The organism is Kitasatospora sp. A2-31, assembly GCF_022288725.1.
Taxonomy (GTDB): domain Bacteria; phylum Actinomycetota; class Actinomycetes; order Streptomycetales; family Streptomycetaceae; genus Kitasatospora.
Genome location: NZ_JAKNTA010000004.1, coordinates 102,711 through 118,514, shown reverse-complemented (window position 1 = coordinate 118,514; position 15,804 = coordinate 102,711). Strand labels below are relative to the sequence as shown.

14 protein-coding genes are annotated in these 15,804 nt (G+C 74.3%); 9 read left to right on the top strand and 5 right to left on the bottom strand.

Translation table 11 applies throughout. The features are described 5' to 3' along the window. Nucleotides 1–106: 106 nt before the first annotated feature. A complete protein-coding gene (locus tag MCM47_RS42555; protein ID WP_308222318.1) occupies nt 107–1,744 on the bottom strand; it encodes a protein kinase in 1,638 nt (545 codons plus the stop codon). Nucleotides 1,745–2,025: 281 nt separating this feature from the next. On the opposite strand from MCM47_RS42555, the gene MCM47_RS12895 reads away from it, so the two are divergent. Next, nucleotides 2,026–3,174: a serine hydrolase gene (locus tag MCM47_RS12895; RefSeq protein WP_238861696.1), complete on the top strand. Its 1,149-nt coding sequence runs from the start codon at nt 2,026–2,028 to the stop codon at nt 3,172–3,174. A 92-nt stretch (nt 3,175–3,266) separates the two neighbouring features. Then, complete coding sequence (locus MCM47_RS12890) at nt 3,267–3,719, top strand: carboxymuconolactone decarboxylase family protein (protein WP_238861695.1); 453 nt, start codon at nt 3,267–3,269, stop codon at nt 3,717–3,719. A 182-nt stretch (nt 3,720–3,901) separates the two neighbouring features. Here the strand turns inward: MCM47_RS12890 and MCM47_RS12885 are convergent, their stop codons facing one another. Then, nucleotides 3,902–4,711 carry an alpha/beta fold hydrolase gene (locus tag MCM47_RS12885; protein WP_238861694.1) on the bottom strand — a complete coding sequence of 270 codons (810 nt, stop codon included), beginning with the start codon at nt 4,709–4,711 and terminating at the stop codon, nt 3,902–3,904. Nucleotides 4,712–5,024: 313 nt separating this feature from the next. Between MCM47_RS12885 and MCM47_RS12880 the strand changes: the two genes are divergently transcribed. The 7 genes from MCM47_RS12880 (at nt 5,025) to MCM47_RS12850 (ending at nt 12,459) form a co-directional block, all read left to right on the top strand. After that, entirely contained in the window at nt 5,025–5,399 is a 375-nt protein-coding gene (locus MCM47_RS12880) for a hypothetical protein (protein ID WP_238861693.1), read from the top strand. A 788-nt stretch (nt 5,400–6,187) separates the two neighbouring features. Next, nucleotides 6,188–7,327, top strand: coding sequence for a phytanoyl-CoA dioxygenase family protein (locus tag MCM47_RS12875; protein ID WP_238861692.1), 1,140 nt, complete (start codon nt 6,188–6,190; stop codon nt 7,325–7,327). Continuing rightward, nucleotides 7,324–8,658 (top strand): DUF6271 family protein, encoded by a 1,335-nt coding sequence (locus MCM47_RS12870; protein WP_238861691.1) that lies wholly within the window; start codon nt 7,324–7,326, stop codon nt 8,656–8,658. Before MCM47_RS12875 ends, MCM47_RS12870 begins: the two co-directional genes overlap by 4 nt. After that, nucleotides 8,655–10,112 (top strand): type III PLP-dependent enzyme, encoded by a 1,458-nt coding sequence (locus MCM47_RS12865; protein ID WP_238861690.1) that lies wholly within the window; start codon nt 8,655–8,657, stop codon nt 10,110–10,112. Before MCM47_RS12870 ends, MCM47_RS12865 begins: the two co-directional genes overlap by 4 nt. After that, nucleotides 10,113–10,712, top strand: a complete 600-nt coding sequence (locus MCM47_RS12860) for a GNAT family N-acetyltransferase (protein ID WP_238861689.1) — start codon at nt 10,113–10,115, stop codon at nt 10,710–10,712. It begins immediately after the preceding gene. Nucleotides 10,713–10,717: 5 nt separating this feature from the next. After that, the gene (locus MCM47_RS12855; protein ID WP_238862128.1) at nt 10,718–11,980 is read left to right on the top strand and encodes an MFS transporter; all 1,263 of its coding nucleotides are present in this window, start codon (nt 10,718–10,720) and stop codon (nt 11,978–11,980) included. Between the two features lie 119 nt (nt 11,981–12,099). Beyond that, complete coding sequence (locus MCM47_RS12850; protein WP_238861688.1) at nt 12,100–12,459, top strand: DUF6204 family protein; 360 nt, start codon at nt 12,100–12,102, stop codon at nt 12,457–12,459. A 57-nt stretch (nt 12,460–12,516) separates the two neighbouring features. On the opposite strand, the gene MCM47_RS12845 is transcribed toward MCM47_RS12850, so the two are convergent. The 3 genes from MCM47_RS12845 to def all read right to left on the bottom strand — a co-directional run bounded on the left by MCM47_RS12845 (nt 12,517) and on the right by def (nt 15,660). Next, a complete protein-coding gene (locus MCM47_RS12845; protein ID WP_238861687.1) occupies nt 12,517–13,974 on the bottom strand; it encodes an RsmB/NOP family class I SAM-dependent RNA methyltransferase in 1,458 nt (485 codons plus the stop codon). 146 nt (nt 13,975–14,120) lie between these two features. After that, a complete protein-coding gene (fmt, locus tag MCM47_RS12840) occupies nt 14,121–15,059 on the bottom strand; it encodes a methionyl-tRNA formyltransferase (RefSeq protein ID WP_238861686.1) in 939 nt (312 codons plus the stop codon). Nucleotides 15,060–15,114: 55 nt separating this feature from the next. Next, a complete protein-coding gene (gene def / locus MCM47_RS12835; protein WP_238861685.1) occupies nt 15,115–15,660 on the bottom strand; it encodes a peptide deformylase in 546 nt (181 codons plus the stop codon). Between the last annotated feature and the right edge of the window lie 144 nt (nt 15,661–15,804).

Genomic DNA, 15,804 nt, shown 5'->3' with positions numbered 1-15,804 from the left:
CGCCGGGTCCGCTGTCCAGCACATTCCGCCGGCAGTCCACCAGGCGGACCACGTCGCCCGCCGGGTAGCACGAACCGCCCTGCCCCACGGCGAACTCCCCGGCAGGTCAGGAGCGTTGGCGACTTCCCGGGACGACCAACCAGAGCAGCCAGGCGCCGGTGCCCAGGATCAGCATGTTCACCACGATCTGCCACGGCAGCTCGCCGAAGCCGATCGTCCGCGCGCCGAGCCAGGCGAGGAGCACGGCCTTGGTGAGGAAGAACAGGCCCACGTCGGCCGTCACCGTGGCCGCCCAGACCGCGGCGGGGTGCCACCGGGGCCGGGGCAGGGCGTGCAGGAGGGCGAGCACCGCGGTGACCATCAGGGCGATGAAGAAGTAGCTCTCCGGCACGTCCCCCAGGTTGTTCCAGGGCAGCAGGGCGCCGATGGCCCAGATCAGGCCCACGCAGCCGAGGAACCGCACCACCGCAGCCCCGACCGCGGTCGGCCCGGAACGGGCGGCGGGGACGGACGCCCCGGGCCCCGGCGTGCCGGGAACGGGCGCGAGGGGCGACGTCACGGGGTACGACGGCACGGGGTACGCCCCCGCGCGCGGCGGTACGGCGGGTGGGGCGTTCACGGCATCCGCCGCGGGTGCGGTCGGCTGCCCCAACCCTCCCGACTGCCCGAACCCTCCCGGTTGCCCAACCCCTCCCGACTGCCCGTACCCTCCCGGTTGCCCGGGCACCCCGGCCTGACCGACCGGATCGGGCTGCACGTCCGACGCCACCGGCCCGACCTGCACCCGCCCCGTCCGGAACGGCTCGGCCGCACCGGCCCCGCCCGCCGCGACGCCGCCGTGAACCGCCCCGCCCGGCACCGGCCCGGCGTCCAACGCCGTCGGCACCGGCACCGGCCCGACCGGCAGGCCGCCGGGCAGCACACCCGTCCGCGCCACCGTCTCCAGCGCCGCGAGCACCTGCTCCGCCGTGGCCCGGTGAGCCGGGTCCTTGGCGAGCAGCGCGGCCAGCACCGGAGCCAGGACGCCCGCACGGACGGGCGGCCTCGGCTCCTTGGTCACCACGGCGACGCAGAGGGCGCCGAAGGTCGTGCCGCTGAACGGCGCCTCCCCCTCGACCGCCGCGTAGAGCGTCGCGCCCAGCGACCACAGGTCGTTGGCGGGGGTGGGCGGCCGCCCCTCCAACTGCTCGGGGGCCATGAAGGCGGGGGTGCCGATGACCGCGCCGGTGCGGGTGAGCGCCGTGGTCGCGTCGGCCATGTGCGCGATGCCGAAATCCGTGATGACGACCCGATCGTCCGTCAGCAGGACGTTGTCGGGCTTGAGATCGCGGTGGACGATCCCGGCCGCGTGGGCGCGCTGCAGGGCCTTCACCATCGCCACGCCGAGCTCGGCGACCCGCTCCACCGGCAGTGCACCGCCGCGGGCGAGCGCCGCGGCGAGCGACCTGCCGGTGACGTACTCCATCACGATGACGGGGGCGCCCTCGTACTCGACGACGTCGTGCACGGTGACGATGCCGGGGTGGTTGAGCCGCGCCGCCGCCCGGGCCTCGCGCAGTACGCGCTGGACCAACTCGTCCCGCTCGCGCTCGCCGACTCCCGGCGGAAGCAGCACCTCCTTGACCGCGACGTCCCGTCCGAGCGTCGTGTCCTGCCCCCGCCACACACGGCCCATGCCGCCCTGCCCGATCAACTCCAGAAGCCGGTACCGGCCCCCGATCAGTGCCCCGCTCACTGCTGTCACGCCTGGCACCTTAGCGTCACCTCCCTTGCGCTTCCCACACGGTGGAGCCGAGGTCCTTCCGCCGGCGGGCCGGGCTCGCCACCCCGCAGCGCCCCGGGCACGCCGCCGTCCCTGCGGAAATCGGTTCCGTCCGCCAGGCCCTCTCCCGTAGCGTGTCCCGGTCCTCGATCGTGGTCGCACCGTCGGACCGGCACGTCCGAATCCCCCTGCGACCACCTCGGACGACGCAGCAGGGGCTGCCGATCGGCAGCGACCGGACCAACGGGAACAGGACGGCGGCAATGGAACGGCAGCAGCACGGGTGGGCCGACGAGGGCTTCGGCAAGGTGGCCGACGCGTTCGCCCGCAACTGGGACGACTTCCCCGAACTCGGCTCCGCCGTGACGGTGTTCGCCGGCGGTCGCAAGGTGGTGGAACTCTGGGCCGGCACCGCCGACGAGCAGACCGGGCGCCCGTGGACGGCGGACACGCTCGTGCCCGTGTTCTCCTGCGCCAAGGGCCTGGTCGCCGTCACCGCCCATCTGCTCGCCGAGCAGGGCCTCCTCGACCTCGATGCCCCGGTGGCCCGCTACTGGCCCGAGTTCGCGCAGCACGGCAAGGAGGCGATCACCTGCCGGATGGTCCTCGGCCACCGGGCCGGCCTGCCCGCGCTGGACGCCTCCCCCGCCTTCGACGAGATCGCCGCCTGGACGCCAGTCGTCCGCGCCATCGAGGAGCAGCGACCGCTCTGGGAGCCCGGCGCCAGCCACGAGTACCACGGCCACGTGCTCGGCTTCCTGGTCGGCGAGGTGGTCCGCCGGATCACCGGGCTGACGCCGGGGGCGTACTTCCGCACCGCGATCGGCGAGCCGCTCGGCCTGGACGCCTGGATCGGCCTGCCGGAGGTCGAACTCGGCCGACTGGCACGGTTGGTGGAGGCGGAGGGGCGCCGCCCGATGCCCGGCCCCGAGCACCTGCTCACCCGGATCGTGACGATGAACGGTGCACTGGTCTTCCCCGGCCTGGACCAGCCGCACGGCTGGAACGACCCGGCGCTGCACGCGATCGAGCTGCCGGGCGCGGGCGCCGTCGCCTCCGCCACCGGTCTGGCCGGTGTGTACGCGGCCGCGGTCACCGGGGTCGACGGCCGGGCGCGGCTGCTCTCCCCCGCGACGGTGACCGGCGCGCTGCGCGAACTCTCCTCCGGCGCCGGCTTCCTGGGCTTCGACATGGGCGCCCGCTGGGGCTCCGGCGTGCTGCTCGGCTCCCCGGCCTTCCGCCCGATGCTCGGCGCGCGTAGCTTCGGCAACGACGGCGCGGGCGGCCAGTTCGCCTTCGGGGACGACGAGTTCGGCATCGGCTTCGCCTACGTCGCCAACCGCATGATCGGCCACGGCGACGCCCGCGCCGACCGCCTGGTCGACGCGGTGCGGGAGGCTCTGGGCGCCTGACGGCCGCGGTCGTGACACCACCGAATTGACCCACGAACCCATACCGAGAGTGCACCATGGTTCGGGCCACCGCCTCTCCTAGGCTCGTTCACATGACAACGGTCCAGATCCCCCAGCGCATGAACTTCGCCACCGCTGCCCCCAAGGTCTTCCGCGCCGTCCTGGCCCTGGATGCAGCCGCCCGGCAGGGCCTCGACCCCGTGCTCGTCGAGCTGGTGCAGATCCGCGTCTCGCAGATCAACCGCTGCGCCTACTGCATCGACTACCACGTCACCGACGCCCGCAAGGCCGGCGAGAGCGAGGAGCGCGTCCACCAGCTGGGCGCCTGGGAGGAGTCCTCCCTCTACACCGCCCAGGAGCGGGCGGCGCTCGCGCTGGCCGAGGCGGTGACGCTGCTGCCGCAGGGCGTCTCGGACGCGGTGTACGACGAGGCGGCACAGCACTTCGACGAGCAGCAGCTGGCCCAGCTGATCGCGCTCGTCTTCACCGCCAACGCCTGGAACCGGATGAACGTGACCACCCGCAAGACCCCGGGCACCGCCTGAGCACGGGAACGGCCTGGGCACGGGAACGGCCCGGCTCGGCAACCGCGGTACCGGCGGCTACGGGTGGGATTTCACGTCGTACCGCGGTCACGGGCGGGCGCTCGACGGGCGGGCGCTCAACGGGCGCCCACCGAGCAGGGCGGGCGCCCCCCCGCGCGCGCCCGCCCCCGCTCCCGCCTCACCTACCCCAGGATGCGGGGCAGGGTGACCCGCACCCACTCCTCCGGCTGCGACAGGTGCGGAGCGTGACCGGCGGCCTCGTACAGGTGCCGCTCGGGCTTCGGCAGCGCGAGGTCGATCAGGTCCAGCACCTCCCCGTACATCGGCGCGCTGTCGTCGCTCTGCGTGAGCAGCGCGGGCTCCGGGTAGCGGGACAGCGCGGCGAGGTCGAGGTCCAGCGCGTCCGGGTCGCGCAGCTCGTCCAGGTAGGTCGGCGCATTGCGAACGTACGTGTGCCGGATCGGGGCGGGCAGCTGGGCCCACGCGCCCGGGCCGAAGGCCAGGGTCTCCACGAACAGCTCGGCCGCCGCGGCCGACTCAGCCTGCTCCAGCAGTTCCCGCACGGCGGCGATCCGGCCGGCGAAGGCCGTCCCGATCGGCCGCAGGTCCGGGTCGGCGAGCAGCAGGGACGTCCCGGGCGGCTCGTGGACGGCGATCCCGCGCAGCAGGTCGGGCCGGGCGGCGGCCAGCCGGAGCGTGATCAGCGAGCCGTAGGAGTCCCCGCAGACGAAGGCGGGCGCGAGGTCCAGCCCCTCGATCAGCCCGGCCAGGTCGGCGGCGTCCTCGTGCACCGATCCCTGGGTGAGCAGGTCCTCGCTGCGGCTGTGCCCGCGCCGGTCGTAGGCGACGACGCCGGCCTGCTCGGCCAGCCCGGGCACCACCCGGGCCCAGCTGTCGGCGTCGCTCCAGGACCCGTGGACCAGCACCACGCCCGGCCCGGAGCCCCGGGCCTCGTAGTACAGCGACACCCCGTTCACCCTGATCTCGGCCATCGCGAGCCTCCCGACCTCGGTCGCGCTCCAGCCCGTCCCCACCAGCCTGACACACCCGGCCGACGCCGGTCGGGTCGGCGGGCCGGGGCAGGAGACGCGCCGGTGGCAGACGAACGGCCCCTGCGGGGGCCGGCCACCGTCCCCACCAGGACGCGTCCGGACGCCCGGCACCGGCCTGACCTGCGGGGCAGCCATGCATTCGATCGGATGGTTCCGAAAATCCCGGCCGGGCATCCCCGTCGAGGGCTAGCATCGTCCGCGGCCGCCGCGATCTTGTGGCGTGCACATCGATCTCCACGGGGGAGTCTTCAGCATGCGCAAGTCCGTCTCGGCTCGCGTCGGCGCCCTGGCCGTCGCCGCCATGGCCACCGCAACCCTGGTCGCGACCGCGACCCCGGCCTCGGCCGGCACCAACGGGCAGCAGATCGCCTGGCACAACAACTCGAACATCGCCCAGTCGTTCAAGATCTCCGGATACAACAACGACAACGAGTGGAACGAGGGCTGCTTCCGGCTCTACTACTTCAACGAGACCAGCAAGGCGGCTGCCGGCTGGTGGTGGAAGTACGACGTCAACCTGCAGTCCTACTCCTCGACCGACTGCTCGTCCAACACCCGGCTCTGGCACACCACCGTGAACGTGCCCAAGTCCCAGTCCGGCGACTGGGTGACCGTCCAGGGCTACTGAGCCACCGCCCCCGGTGGATCCACCCGATCCAGCGGATCCACCGGGGGCACCGAAAGACCGCACACCGGGCGCCCCGGGCCGGCCGAATCCACGGCCGACCCGGGGCGCCCGCGCGTTCGCCCTCCCGAACGCCGCCGGGACCGTTCCCGCAGCCCCTCGCGAAGCCCGAACGGGCACGGCACACTGCCCCTTCGGGCAGTCCGCCCAGCACTCACCCGGCACCCGCCCGGCCGATTTCACGCTGCCGGACCGCTGCAGGTCACCGCCGGTCCGGGTGACGGAGCCGCCGTCATCCGGCCACCGCCGGACAAGGGTTGACACCGGAAGTTGGTCTAGTCCACCGTAGGGGCAAGAACGTTCGACACGGCGGAGAGTCCCGGCGGGACGCCATGCCGGACATGCGAGTTGGCCGGTCCCACCGCATGTCCACCAAGGCGTCAACGCCCTGTGACGAGCACGCCGATCGGCGCAGACCGGAGCAGTGCAGAAGGAGGAAGGAACCCCGGCCCGGCCTCGTCCGCACGGACGGCCGCGCCGCCCGCACCCGCCGCGCCCTCGACCGACGGCACCGGCCCACGCCCCGAGCCGTCCGCCGCGGCGGACCCACCCCTTCATGCACCACCCTCACGCACCACCCCTTCACCCGCCCACCCTTCACGCCGGCCCCGGCGCGTACCGCGGCACCGCCGTGCCCGCCGCCGCGCCTCCGCCCGGACGCCGACCCGACCGCACGCCCGTACGCCCGCACACCCACCCGGTCGGGTCCAGCACGCCCTTGGAGTGATCACATGCCCGCCCCTGACGGATACCTCTACCGCGCCGCGTCGGACCGCCCGTACTTCAGCAACGACGGCGAGTCCTACCTCGCCCGCACCCCGCTGAAGGACATCGAGAAGACGCGCCCGCTGCGCGTCCTCTCCGCAGAGGACTACGCGTTCTGGCAGACCTACGGCTACGTCGTGGTGAAGGAGGCGATCCCGGCCGAGGCGGCCCGCAAACTGCTCGACTTCGCCTGGGAGTTCCAGGGACTCGACCCGAACGATCCGGAAAGCTGGTACGAGGAGCGGGAGTTCCGGGACGAGCTCGACCTCCACCTGCACGTCTACGGCTTCGTCGAGGCCTACCAGCACCAACTGCTCTGGGACAGCCGGCAGTCGCAGCGCGTCTACGACGCGTTCGTCGACGTCTGGGACTGCGAGGAGCTGTGGGTGACGCTGGACCGGCTCAACCTCAACCCGCCGAACGTCCGCACCCGCGACCGCGCGCTGATCGAGCCGACCGACACGGGCTTCGACATCGAGCTGCACTGGGACGTCGACACCACCCAGGGCATGCTGCCGCAGCGCGTCCAGGGCATCATCGCGCTCGACGACACCCGCCCGGACCAGGGCGGCTTCCAGTGCAACCCCGAGCTGTTCCGGCGCTTCAACCAGTGGCAGGCCACCCAGCCGGCCGACCGCGACCCGATCCGACCGGCCATCGACCGGTCCGAATTCCCGGTCATCCGGCCCGAATTGCAGGCCGGTGACCTGTTGATCTGGAACGGGCTGCTGGCCCACGGCGTCGCCCGCAACACCTCGGCGGACGGCGTCCGGGCCGTGCAGTACCTCTCGATGATGCCCGCGCTGGAGGAGCACGAGGAGCTCCGGCGTTCGCGGATCGCGTCCTGGCGCGACCTCTCCACACCGACCTGGAACCGCACGCTGGTGGGCGACGCGCGCCGCCACGAGTCGCTGCGGTACGGCCGCGCGGAGCTGGACGAGCTCGGCGAGAAGCTGCTCGGCCTCCGCTCCTGGCACGGCCCGGACCCGAAGGGCACCGCGGCGCCGACCCCCGCCGGCAGCGCAGCCGGCACCCGCACCCCGACCGGGAACTCCCCCGCGCCCCTTACCGAGCCCGCCACCGCACCGCAGGACGCCGACCAGTGACCACCAGCCCCACCGCAGGACCGCGGATCTGCCTGACCCTGCCCACCAACCGGCCCTGTGCCGACACCGTCGCGGCGATCGGCGAGGAGGCCGCCCACGCCGCCGAGCACTTCGGCGCCGAGGTGCACCTGCTGATCCTCGACTCCTCCGACGAGCCGACGTTCGCCGTGCACGCCAAGGCCGTTGCCGCGCTTCCCGACGTACCGGGCGTGGTCGTGCACCACTTCGACGAGGCCCGCCAGCGCGCCTTCCTGCGCGCGGTGATCCACCGTGCAGCCGCCGCCGAGCCGGACACGCTGCTGGACCTCATGCTCCCGGACGCCGTCTCCTACGGGGCCTGCACCAACCGGGCGTTCCTGTTCGCCGCCGCCCTCGGCTGCACCTCCGTGCACCGCCGCGACTCCGACAGCGCCTACCAACTCCTCGACGGCCGACCGGTGTTCCCGATCCACCACGAGCTGCTCTCGATCGGCCGGCGCGCCGCCGACGCCGCCGGCGCGGTCACCGAGACCGCCCTGGCCCAGGTGCACGCCCACAAGCCGGTCGCCATGGTCGGCAGCTCCTTCGTCGGTGAACTCTCCGTCGACATCGGCGAGATCCGCGAACTGGACGAGGCCGCCTACTACGAGGTGGTGGGCCTCTGGGCCCCGACGGGCACCACGGAGGACGAACGGCGGGAGCTGGTCGACGACTCCTTCGTCGGCGCCGGCACCGAGCCCTTCCGCGCGGACCGGTCGGTCCTGGACCTGCCGGACATCTGGCGGGTGGACATGTGCAACATCGCCCTCGACCACCAGGTGTACGAGCGCGTCCCGCTGCCGCCGGCGACCGACACCATCGGCAGCGACTACTTCCTGCTCCACGTGGTCCGCGACGCGACGCTGCCCGGTGTGGTGCACAACCGCAACATCGTGAACTACTACACGCCCGAGCGCCGGACCGGGCCCGGATTCACCGCCTACCAGCTGCGGTTCGCCAAGTTCCTGCTGTCGATGCTCTACCTCCACCCCGTCTACTCTTTCATGGAGGACGCGGCGCAGGCCCTCCTCGACGAGGAGCACCGAGTCCGCGCGGACGCCGTCGCGGCCGCGGTGCGGCGCAGCACCGGCGCCGACCGCGCCGAGAACGTCCGCCGGCTGGCCGTCCTCGACCGGTGCTACCGCCGACTGGGCGGCAGGTACGCCGAGTTCGCCGACCACCTGGCGTCACGGCGGCAGCGCCTGCTGGACGAGGCGCAGGCGGACACCGAGGACTTCGCGCGGCTGATCGAGGCCTGGGCCCCCCTGGTCGCGGCGGCCCGGGCCACCGGACTCGACCGGACGGCCCGATGAGCGGGACGAGAACGGGCCGTACGCCCACCGGCCGCGCGGGGACGGCGCTCCGCAGCTGCCGGCAGACGGCCGAGCGGGCGCCCCGGCAGGGGCCCGACCCGGCATCCGACCAAGCTCCCGGCCAAGCTCCCGGCCAAGCTCCCGGCCAGGCGCCCGACCGATCGCCCGACCCGGCACCCCGCCGGGCATCCCACGGGACGCCCCCGCAGCCGTCGGTCACGACGCCCCGGCAGCCGACGTTCCCGCACGACAGCACCCTGCGCGCCGCCCTGGCGGCCGCCACCGACGACCGCATCATCTACGACCTGGACGGCATCGAGGCGCAGTACGCGGCGCTGCTGCGCGAACTGCCCGGGGTCGGCGTGCGGTTCGCCCTGAAGGCCTGCCCGGTGGACGAGGTGCTCGCCTGCCTGGCGCAGCTCGGCGCCGGCTGCGACGCGGCCAGCCCGCACGAGATCGAGCAGGCCCTGCGGGCCGGCGTCCCGATCGGGCGGATCCACTACGGCAACACCGTCAAGTCCGACCGCAACATCGCCGAGGCGTACCGGCTCGGCGTGCGGGACTTCGCCACCGACAGCCTGGCGGACGTGGCGGCGATCGCCGTCCACGCCCCGGGCTCCCGGGTGTTCTGCCGCCTCGCCACCAGCGGCGAGGGCGCCCTCTGGGGGCTCAGCCGGAAGTTCGGCTGCTCGCCCGAGGACGCCGTCCTGATCCTGGAGGCGGCGCGGACCGCGGGGCTGACCCCGGCCGGGCTCTCGGTCCACGTCGGCTCGCAGCAGATGACCTCCGAGGCCTGGCAGAGCGCGCTGGAACTGCTGGCCGCCGTGGTCGGGACGCTGAACCGGCGCGGCATCCTGCTGGACCACGTCAACCTCGGCGGCGGTCTGCCCGCCCTCGGGGTCCTCGACAAGCGGGGCCGGCCGCTCGACCCGCCGGTGGACAAGATGTTCGCGGTGATCCGGGAGGGCGTGCAGCGGCTCCGTGAGGTGTCGTCGTCCCCGCTGGACTTCCTGCTGGAGCCGGGGCGCCACCTCGTCGCCGACCACGGGGCCATCCGCGCCCACGTGGCCCGGCTGACGGCGCGCCGGGAACCGTCCGGGGAGGACCGGCACTGGCTCTACCTGAGCTGCGGGAAGTTCAACGGCTTGTACGAGATGGACGAACTGCAGTACCGGCTGGAGTTCCCCACCCACGCCGCCGCGCGCCCGTCCGGCACGCCCGGCGCGACCGTCCCGGCCGTGGTCGCCGGCCCCACCTGCGACAGCGACGACGCCTACGCCCACGAGGACGGACTGGTCCGGGTACCGGCCGCCGCCGCCTCGGGCGACCCGGTCTGGATCTTCTCCTGCGGCGCGTACGCCACCGCGTACATGACTCAGGGCTTCAACGGCTTCCAGCCGCTCCCGTACACCTGCGTCCGTGCCGGCGCCGCTTCCCCCGGAGGTTCCTCCTAGATGGCCGAGACACCCGACGGCATCCGCATCCGCCCGCTGGCCCCCGGCGACTGGGACGGCGTGGTGGCGCTGGAGGAGCGCGCCTACGCCGCGAGCGGTCTCTCCGAGGGCCGGGCCGCGCTGGAGTCCCGCGGCCGGGCCTCGCCCGACACCTGCTTCGCGCTGGAGTACCGGGGGCGGTTCGGCGGCTACCTGCTGGCGCTGCCCTACCCGCTGTACCGGTGCCCGGACCTGAGCCGCGCCGAGGCCGCCGGCCCCGACGACCCCGCGGCCGCGCCGGACAACATGCACGCGCACGACCTGGTCATCGCCGAGGAGCTGCGCGGCCGCGGTCTGGCGTCCGTGATGCTCGACCACCTCGCCGGGACGGCGCGGGCGCGCGGCTTCGCCACCGTCTCCCTGGTCGCGGTCCGGGGCAGCGACGTCCTCTGGGCGCCGCTGGGCTACCGCGCCGATCCCTCGGTGGAGCTGCCGGCGAGCTACGGCGACCGCGCCGTCTACATGTCGATGTCCCTGGCCGCCACCCCGACGGTCCCGGACGCCGCCCCGCACGCCTACGACCTGCTGGCCGGGTCGGCACCCAGAGTCGAGGTGGGCTGATGCCGATGTTCCGCGTTCGCGACGAGTACCGCCGGGCCCACCTGGCCATCGCGGCACTCTTCCTCTTCCTGGGTTTCCAGTACGCGACCTGGGTCTCGCGCCTTCCCGCCCTACGGACCCGGCTCGGTCTGGGCGAGGCCGAGATCGGCCTGCTGCTGATGGTCTGCGGGATCGGGGCGGCGGTCTCCTTCCCGCTGGTCACGGTACTGATGAAGCGGCTGGGCTCGCGGCTGCTGTCGGTGCTCTCCGCGCTCGCCCTGGCCGCGGTGCTGCTGGCGCTCCCGGTGGCGCCCTCCTACCCCGTCACCCTGCTCGTGGTCTTCTGCGACGGCGTCGCGGTCGGGTGCCTGAACGTCGCGATGAACGCACAGGGCGCCGCGCTCGAGCTCGCCCACGGACGGACCGCGATGTCCAGGCTGCACGCCACGTTCAGCGGCGGCTCGCTGCTGGCCGCGCTGCTCGCCTCGCTCGTCAACGCGTTCACCACGTCCCTGCAGGTCCACTTCGGGGTGGCGGCCGCGCTGCTCCTGCTGGTCCTCGGCCTCGCCCGGCCGGGGCTGCTGACGGACGACCGGCAGCCGGCGGCCGCGGACGTCCCGGCGGACGCCCCCGCGGACGCCCGTGCGAACGCCCCGGCCGGGCCGAAGCGGCGGGGCCTCACCCTGCCGTCCCGGGTGACCGTCTGGATGGGCCTCGCCATGGTCTTCGGCACCGTGACCGAGGGCGCGATGAACGACTGGTCGGCGCTCTACCTCAGGGACGCCGTCCACGCGGCGCCTTCGCTCGCGCCACTGGGCATCGCGGTCGTCTCGGTCATGATGGTGCTGGCCCGGCTCTTCGCCGACGGCTGGCGCACCCGCTTCGGCGACGGCCGCATCGTCCGGACCGGCAGCCTGCTGGCCGGGTCCGGGCTGGCCCTGGCTCTGCTGGCCGGCGGCCTGGTGCCGACGCTGCTCGGATTCGCCTGCGTCGGCGTGGGCGTCGCGGCCGTGACCCCGTGCGTCTACGTGGCGGCGGCCCGGCAGGGGGCCGACGCGCTCTCGCTGGTCGCGGCGATGGGGACCACGGGTCTGCTGGCCGGTCCGGCGGTGATCGGGTTCATCGCCAACGGCAGCGGCCTGACCTGGGGCATGGGCGCGGTGGCGGCCTCGGCGGCGATCGTCTCGCTGTGCGCGACGCAGATCCGCTGGCCGTCCCTGACGGACGCGCCCGCGGCCCCGGCCCCCGCCCCGATCCCGGCCACCGAGGCCGTCCCCACCGACGCCTGAGCACGGCCGGACACGACCGGGCCTCCGCCGAACCTCCGGCGGCGGGGGCCCGTGGTGGCCCGCGCCGGCGGCCCCGAAAGTCGGTGGAACCGCACCGAACCCCTGGCTAGGGTCGAAGGATGTCCACCCGTACCTTCCGCATCCTGGTCCGCGGCGTCTTCGACGGCCTCACCGACGAGCAGCGCACCGAGCTCCTCGCCCGCGCCGGCGAGCACGACATCCTGAGCGCCGCGTTCACCCCCGAGGGCCACCTCAGCTACGACCTCACCGCGCGCGCCGCCTTCACCTTCCGCTACCTCGACTCGGGCGAGGCCGAGAAGGACATCCTGGAGGCGACCGAACGCGCCGAGACGGCCGCCGCCGCCTGGCTGACCGAGCGCGGCTACGGCTACCGCAACCTCCGGTCCCAGGCCGAGGACCTCTCCCAGGCCGCCCTCGGAAAGCGCCGGCGGCGCGCAGCCGCCGCCGGCACCGCCTGACCCCCGACCCAGGACGGCGCCGGGCCCCGGCGCTCGCCCCGCCCCGGCGAACCGCTGCTACGCCGTCCGGCGCAGCAGCGCCAGGTACATCGCGTCCGTGCCGTGCAGGTGCGGCCAGAGCTGCACGTCAGGGCCTTCACCCAGGGAGGGGACGCCCGGCAGCAGCGGGCGGGCGTCGATCCACTCGAGCCGGCCGCCCTCGGCGCGCAGGACGTCGTCCACGACGGCGCGCGTCTCGGCCAGGTGCGGCGAGCAGGTCGCGTAGCCCACGACGCCGCCGACGCGGGTGGCCTCGACGGCCGCGCGCAGCAGGTCCCGCTGGAGCGGGCCGAACGCCGCGATGTCCGCCGGCCGGCGCCGCCACCGCGCCTCCGGGCGGCGGCGCAGCGCGCCGAGGCCGGAGCAGGGGACGTCCACCAGCACCCGGTCGAAGCCGCCGGAGCGCCATGCCGGGCGGGTGCCGTCGGCGGCGATCACGGTGTAGGGGCCGGGGTTGCCCTGCAGTGCGCGGGCGACGAGCCGGGCCCGGTGGGGCTGCTTCTCGCTGGCGACGAGGGCGGCGCCGCGCTCGGCGGCCAGGGCCCCGAGCAGTGCGGCCTTGCCGCCCGGTCCGGCGCAGCCGTCCAGCCAGAGCCGGTCCGGCCCGTCCAGCGGCGCCGCGGCGAGGGCCAGGGCGACCAGCTGGCTGCCCTCGTCCTGGACGCCGGCCCGGTTCTCCCGGACCGCCTCCACCCCGGCCGGGTCGCCGCCCTCGGCGAGCCGGAGCGCGTAGGGGGACCAGCGGCCGGTCTCGGCCTCGGGCAGGGCGTCGGCCAGCTCGCCGACGGTGGCCCGGCCGGGGCGGGCGACGAGGGTGACCTCGGGCCGCTCGTTGTCGGCGCGCAGCAGCTCCTCCATCGCGGTGCGACCGGAGGCGTCGGGCTGCCAGCGGCCGAGCGAGTCCCAGAGCGCGGAGACGACCCAGCGGGGGTGGGAGTGGACGACGGCGAGGTGGTCCTCGGCGTCCTGGTCGTACGGCGGGGCGACCCGTTCGATCCACTCGTCCAGGTCGTGGGCGCTGATCCGGCGCAGCACGGCGTTGACGAACTTGGCCTTGCCGTCGCCGAGCACCACCCGGGCCAGCTCGACGGTGGCCGAGACGGCGGCGTGGCTGGGGATGCGGGTGGTGAGCAGCTGGTGGGCGCCGAGCGAGAGCACGTCGAGCACCGGCGGGTCGACCTTCCCGAGCGGGCGGTCGATGCAGGCCGCGATGACCGCGTCGTAGGTGCCCTGGAGGCGCAGGGTGCCGTAGACCAGCTCGGTGGCGAGGGCCGCGTCGCGCCGGTCCATGCCCTTCTGCTCGGCCTCGCGCAGCAGCGAGGGGAGGATGAGGTTGGCGTAGGCGTCGCGCTCGTCGACGGCGCGCAGCGCCCGGAACGCGACGATCCGGGCCGGGTCCTTCTTCGGCCGGCGGTGCGGCCGGGGCGCGCGCTTGGCGCCGGTGGTGCTGCCTGGGGTGGTACCGGACGTGCTCATAGCTGTGTGCCTCAAAGTGCTGCGGTGGTTATCAAGGGAACAGTAACGCGAAACCCGGCCCCCGGCCGGGGCCCGGGCCCCCGGGCGACGGTGCGGGGATGCTGGAGCCGGCCGGGTGGCCGACCGGGCCGCCGGCCCGGGGCGGGTCAGCCCTCGCCGAACCGCTCGCCGGACTCGATCCGCGCCCCGCGCGCCCAGTCCGCGGCGCGCATCGCCTTCTTGCCCTGCGGCCGCACCTCGCCCAGCTCGACCTCGTGGCTGCCGGTGCCGACGCGGACGCTGTTCTTGCCGACGGCCAGCTCCCCGGGGGCGAGCTCGGACGCGTCCGGCAGCAGCTTCACCGGGCCGGTGATCTTCAGCCGCTCACCGCGGAACACCGTCCAGGCGCCGGGGGCCGGGGCGCAGCCGCGCACCACGCGGTCGACCCGCAGGGCGGGGTGGGTCCAGTCGATCCGGGCGTCCTCGACGGCGATCTTCGGCGCGAGGGTGACGCCCTCGGCGGGCTGCGGCACGGCGTGCAGGGAGCCGTCGGCGATGCCGTCCATGGTGGCGGCGAGCAGGCGCGCACCGGAGTGCGCGAGGCGGTCCAGGAGCTCGCCGCTGGTGTCGGTGGGGCGGACCTCCTCGGTGATGACACCGTAGACCGGGCCGGAGTCCAGGCCCTGCTCGATCAGGAAGGTGGACGCTCCGGTGACCTCGTCGCCGGCCAGCACCGCGTGCTGCACCGGGGCGGCCCCGCGCCAGGCGGGGAGCAGCGAGAAGTGCAGGTTCACCCAGCCGTGCTTGGGGATCTCCAGGGTGCCGGGCCGCAGCAGCGCGCCGTAGGCGACCACGGGGCAGCAGTCGGGGGCGAGTTCGGTGAGGCGGGCGACGAAGTCCGGGTCGCTGGGCTTCGCCGGCTTGAGGACCTCGATCCCGGCCTCCTCGGCGCGCTGGGCGACGGGGCTGGCGACCAGCTTGCGGCCGCGGCCGGCGGGGGCGTCGGGGCGGGGGACCACCGCGACGACCTCGTGCCGGTCGGAGGCGAGCAGGGCGTCCAGGGCGGGAACGGCGACCTCGGGGGTGCCGGCGAACACGAGGCGCATCAAGTGCCTTTCAGTTTACGGGACTTCGGAGAACAGCCAGCGAACTGGCGTGGAATCAGCGGGCGGAGCCGAAGGTGCTGTGCGGCGACACCTTGACCACGGGCGCGGGCCCGCCGCCCCAGTCGGTCTCCCGGATCGCCTTCAGTGCTGCCTTGCGCTGCTCGCGGTCGAGGCGGTCGATGAAGATGATGCCGTCGAGGTGGTCGGTCTCGTGCTGGATGCAGCGGGCCAGCAGTCGAGTGCCCTCGACGGTGACCGGGTCGCCGTACATGTTGAAGCCCTTGGCGACCACCCCGTAGGCCCGCTTGGTGTCGTAGCGCAGCCCGGGCAGCGAGAGGCAGCCCTCGGGGCCCTCCTGCTCCTCCTCGGTGAGCGACAGGTCGGGGTTGATCAGGTGCCCGGTGACGCCGTCCACGTGGTAGGTGAACACCCTCAGGGAGACGCCGAGTTGGGGCGCGGCCAGGCCTGCGCCGGGGGCGTCGAGCATGGTGTCGGTGAGGTCCCGGACGAGGTTGCGCAGCTCCTTGTCGAAGGTGGTCACCGGTCGGGCGGTGGCCCGCAGGACCGGGTCTCCGAAGATGCGGATCGGCTGGATCGCCACGGGGGTCGGGCTCCTGTCCGTCGGGGGTCGTCGGGGGTTCGGTCTGCCGGGTGCCTGCGCCGGTCGTCGGGCCGGCCACCGGCAAGTCTATGCAATCGCGGGCGGCCCGCTCCGGCCGTGCCCGGGGATCTGGCATATCCCGAC

What these genes read in the sequence shown, in the direction of transcription:
- fmt (WP_238861686.1), bottom strand. Translation starts at nt 15,059, where the DNA reads ATGCGCCTCGTGTTCGCCGGCACCCCCGAGGTCGCCGTTCCCGCCCTG.
- MCM47_RS12895 (WP_238861696.1), top strand. Translation starts at nt 2,026, where the DNA reads ATGGAACGGCAGCAGCACGGGTGGGCCGACGAGGGCTTCGGCAAGGTG.
- MCM47_RS12860 (WP_238861689.1), top strand. Translation starts at nt 10,113, where the DNA reads ATGGCCGAGACACCCGACGGCATCCGCATCCGCCCGCTGGCCCCCGGC.
- MCM47_RS12880 (WP_238861693.1), top strand. Translation starts at nt 5,025, where the DNA reads ATGCGCAAGTCCGTCTCGGCTCGCGTCGGCGCCCTGGCCGTCGCCGCC.
- MCM47_RS12865 (WP_238861690.1), top strand. Translation starts at nt 8,655, where the DNA reads ATGAGCGGGACGAGAACGGGCCGTACGCCCACCGGCCGCGCGGGGACG.
- MCM47_RS12885 (WP_238861694.1), bottom strand. Translation starts at nt 4,711, where the DNA reads ATGGCCGAGATCAGGGTGAACGGGGTGTCGCTGTACTACGAGGCCCGG.
- MCM47_RS12845 (WP_238861687.1), bottom strand. Translation starts at nt 13,974, where the DNA reads ATGAGCACGTCCGGTACCACCCCAGGCAGCACCACCGGCGCCAAGCGC.
- MCM47_RS12855 (WP_238862128.1), top strand. Translation starts at nt 10,718, where the DNA reads ATGTTCCGCGTTCGCGACGAGTACCGCCGGGCCCACCTGGCCATCGCG.
- MCM47_RS12850 (WP_238861688.1), top strand. Translation starts at nt 12,100, where the DNA reads ATGTCCACCCGTACCTTCCGCATCCTGGTCCGCGGCGTCTTCGACGGC.
- MCM47_RS12875 (WP_238861692.1), top strand. Translation starts at nt 6,188, where the DNA reads ATGCCCGCCCCTGACGGATACCTCTACCGCGCCGCGTCGGACCGCCCG.
- MCM47_RS12890 (WP_238861695.1), top strand. Translation starts at nt 3,267, where the DNA reads ATGACAACGGTCCAGATCCCCCAGCGCATGAACTTCGCCACCGCTGCC.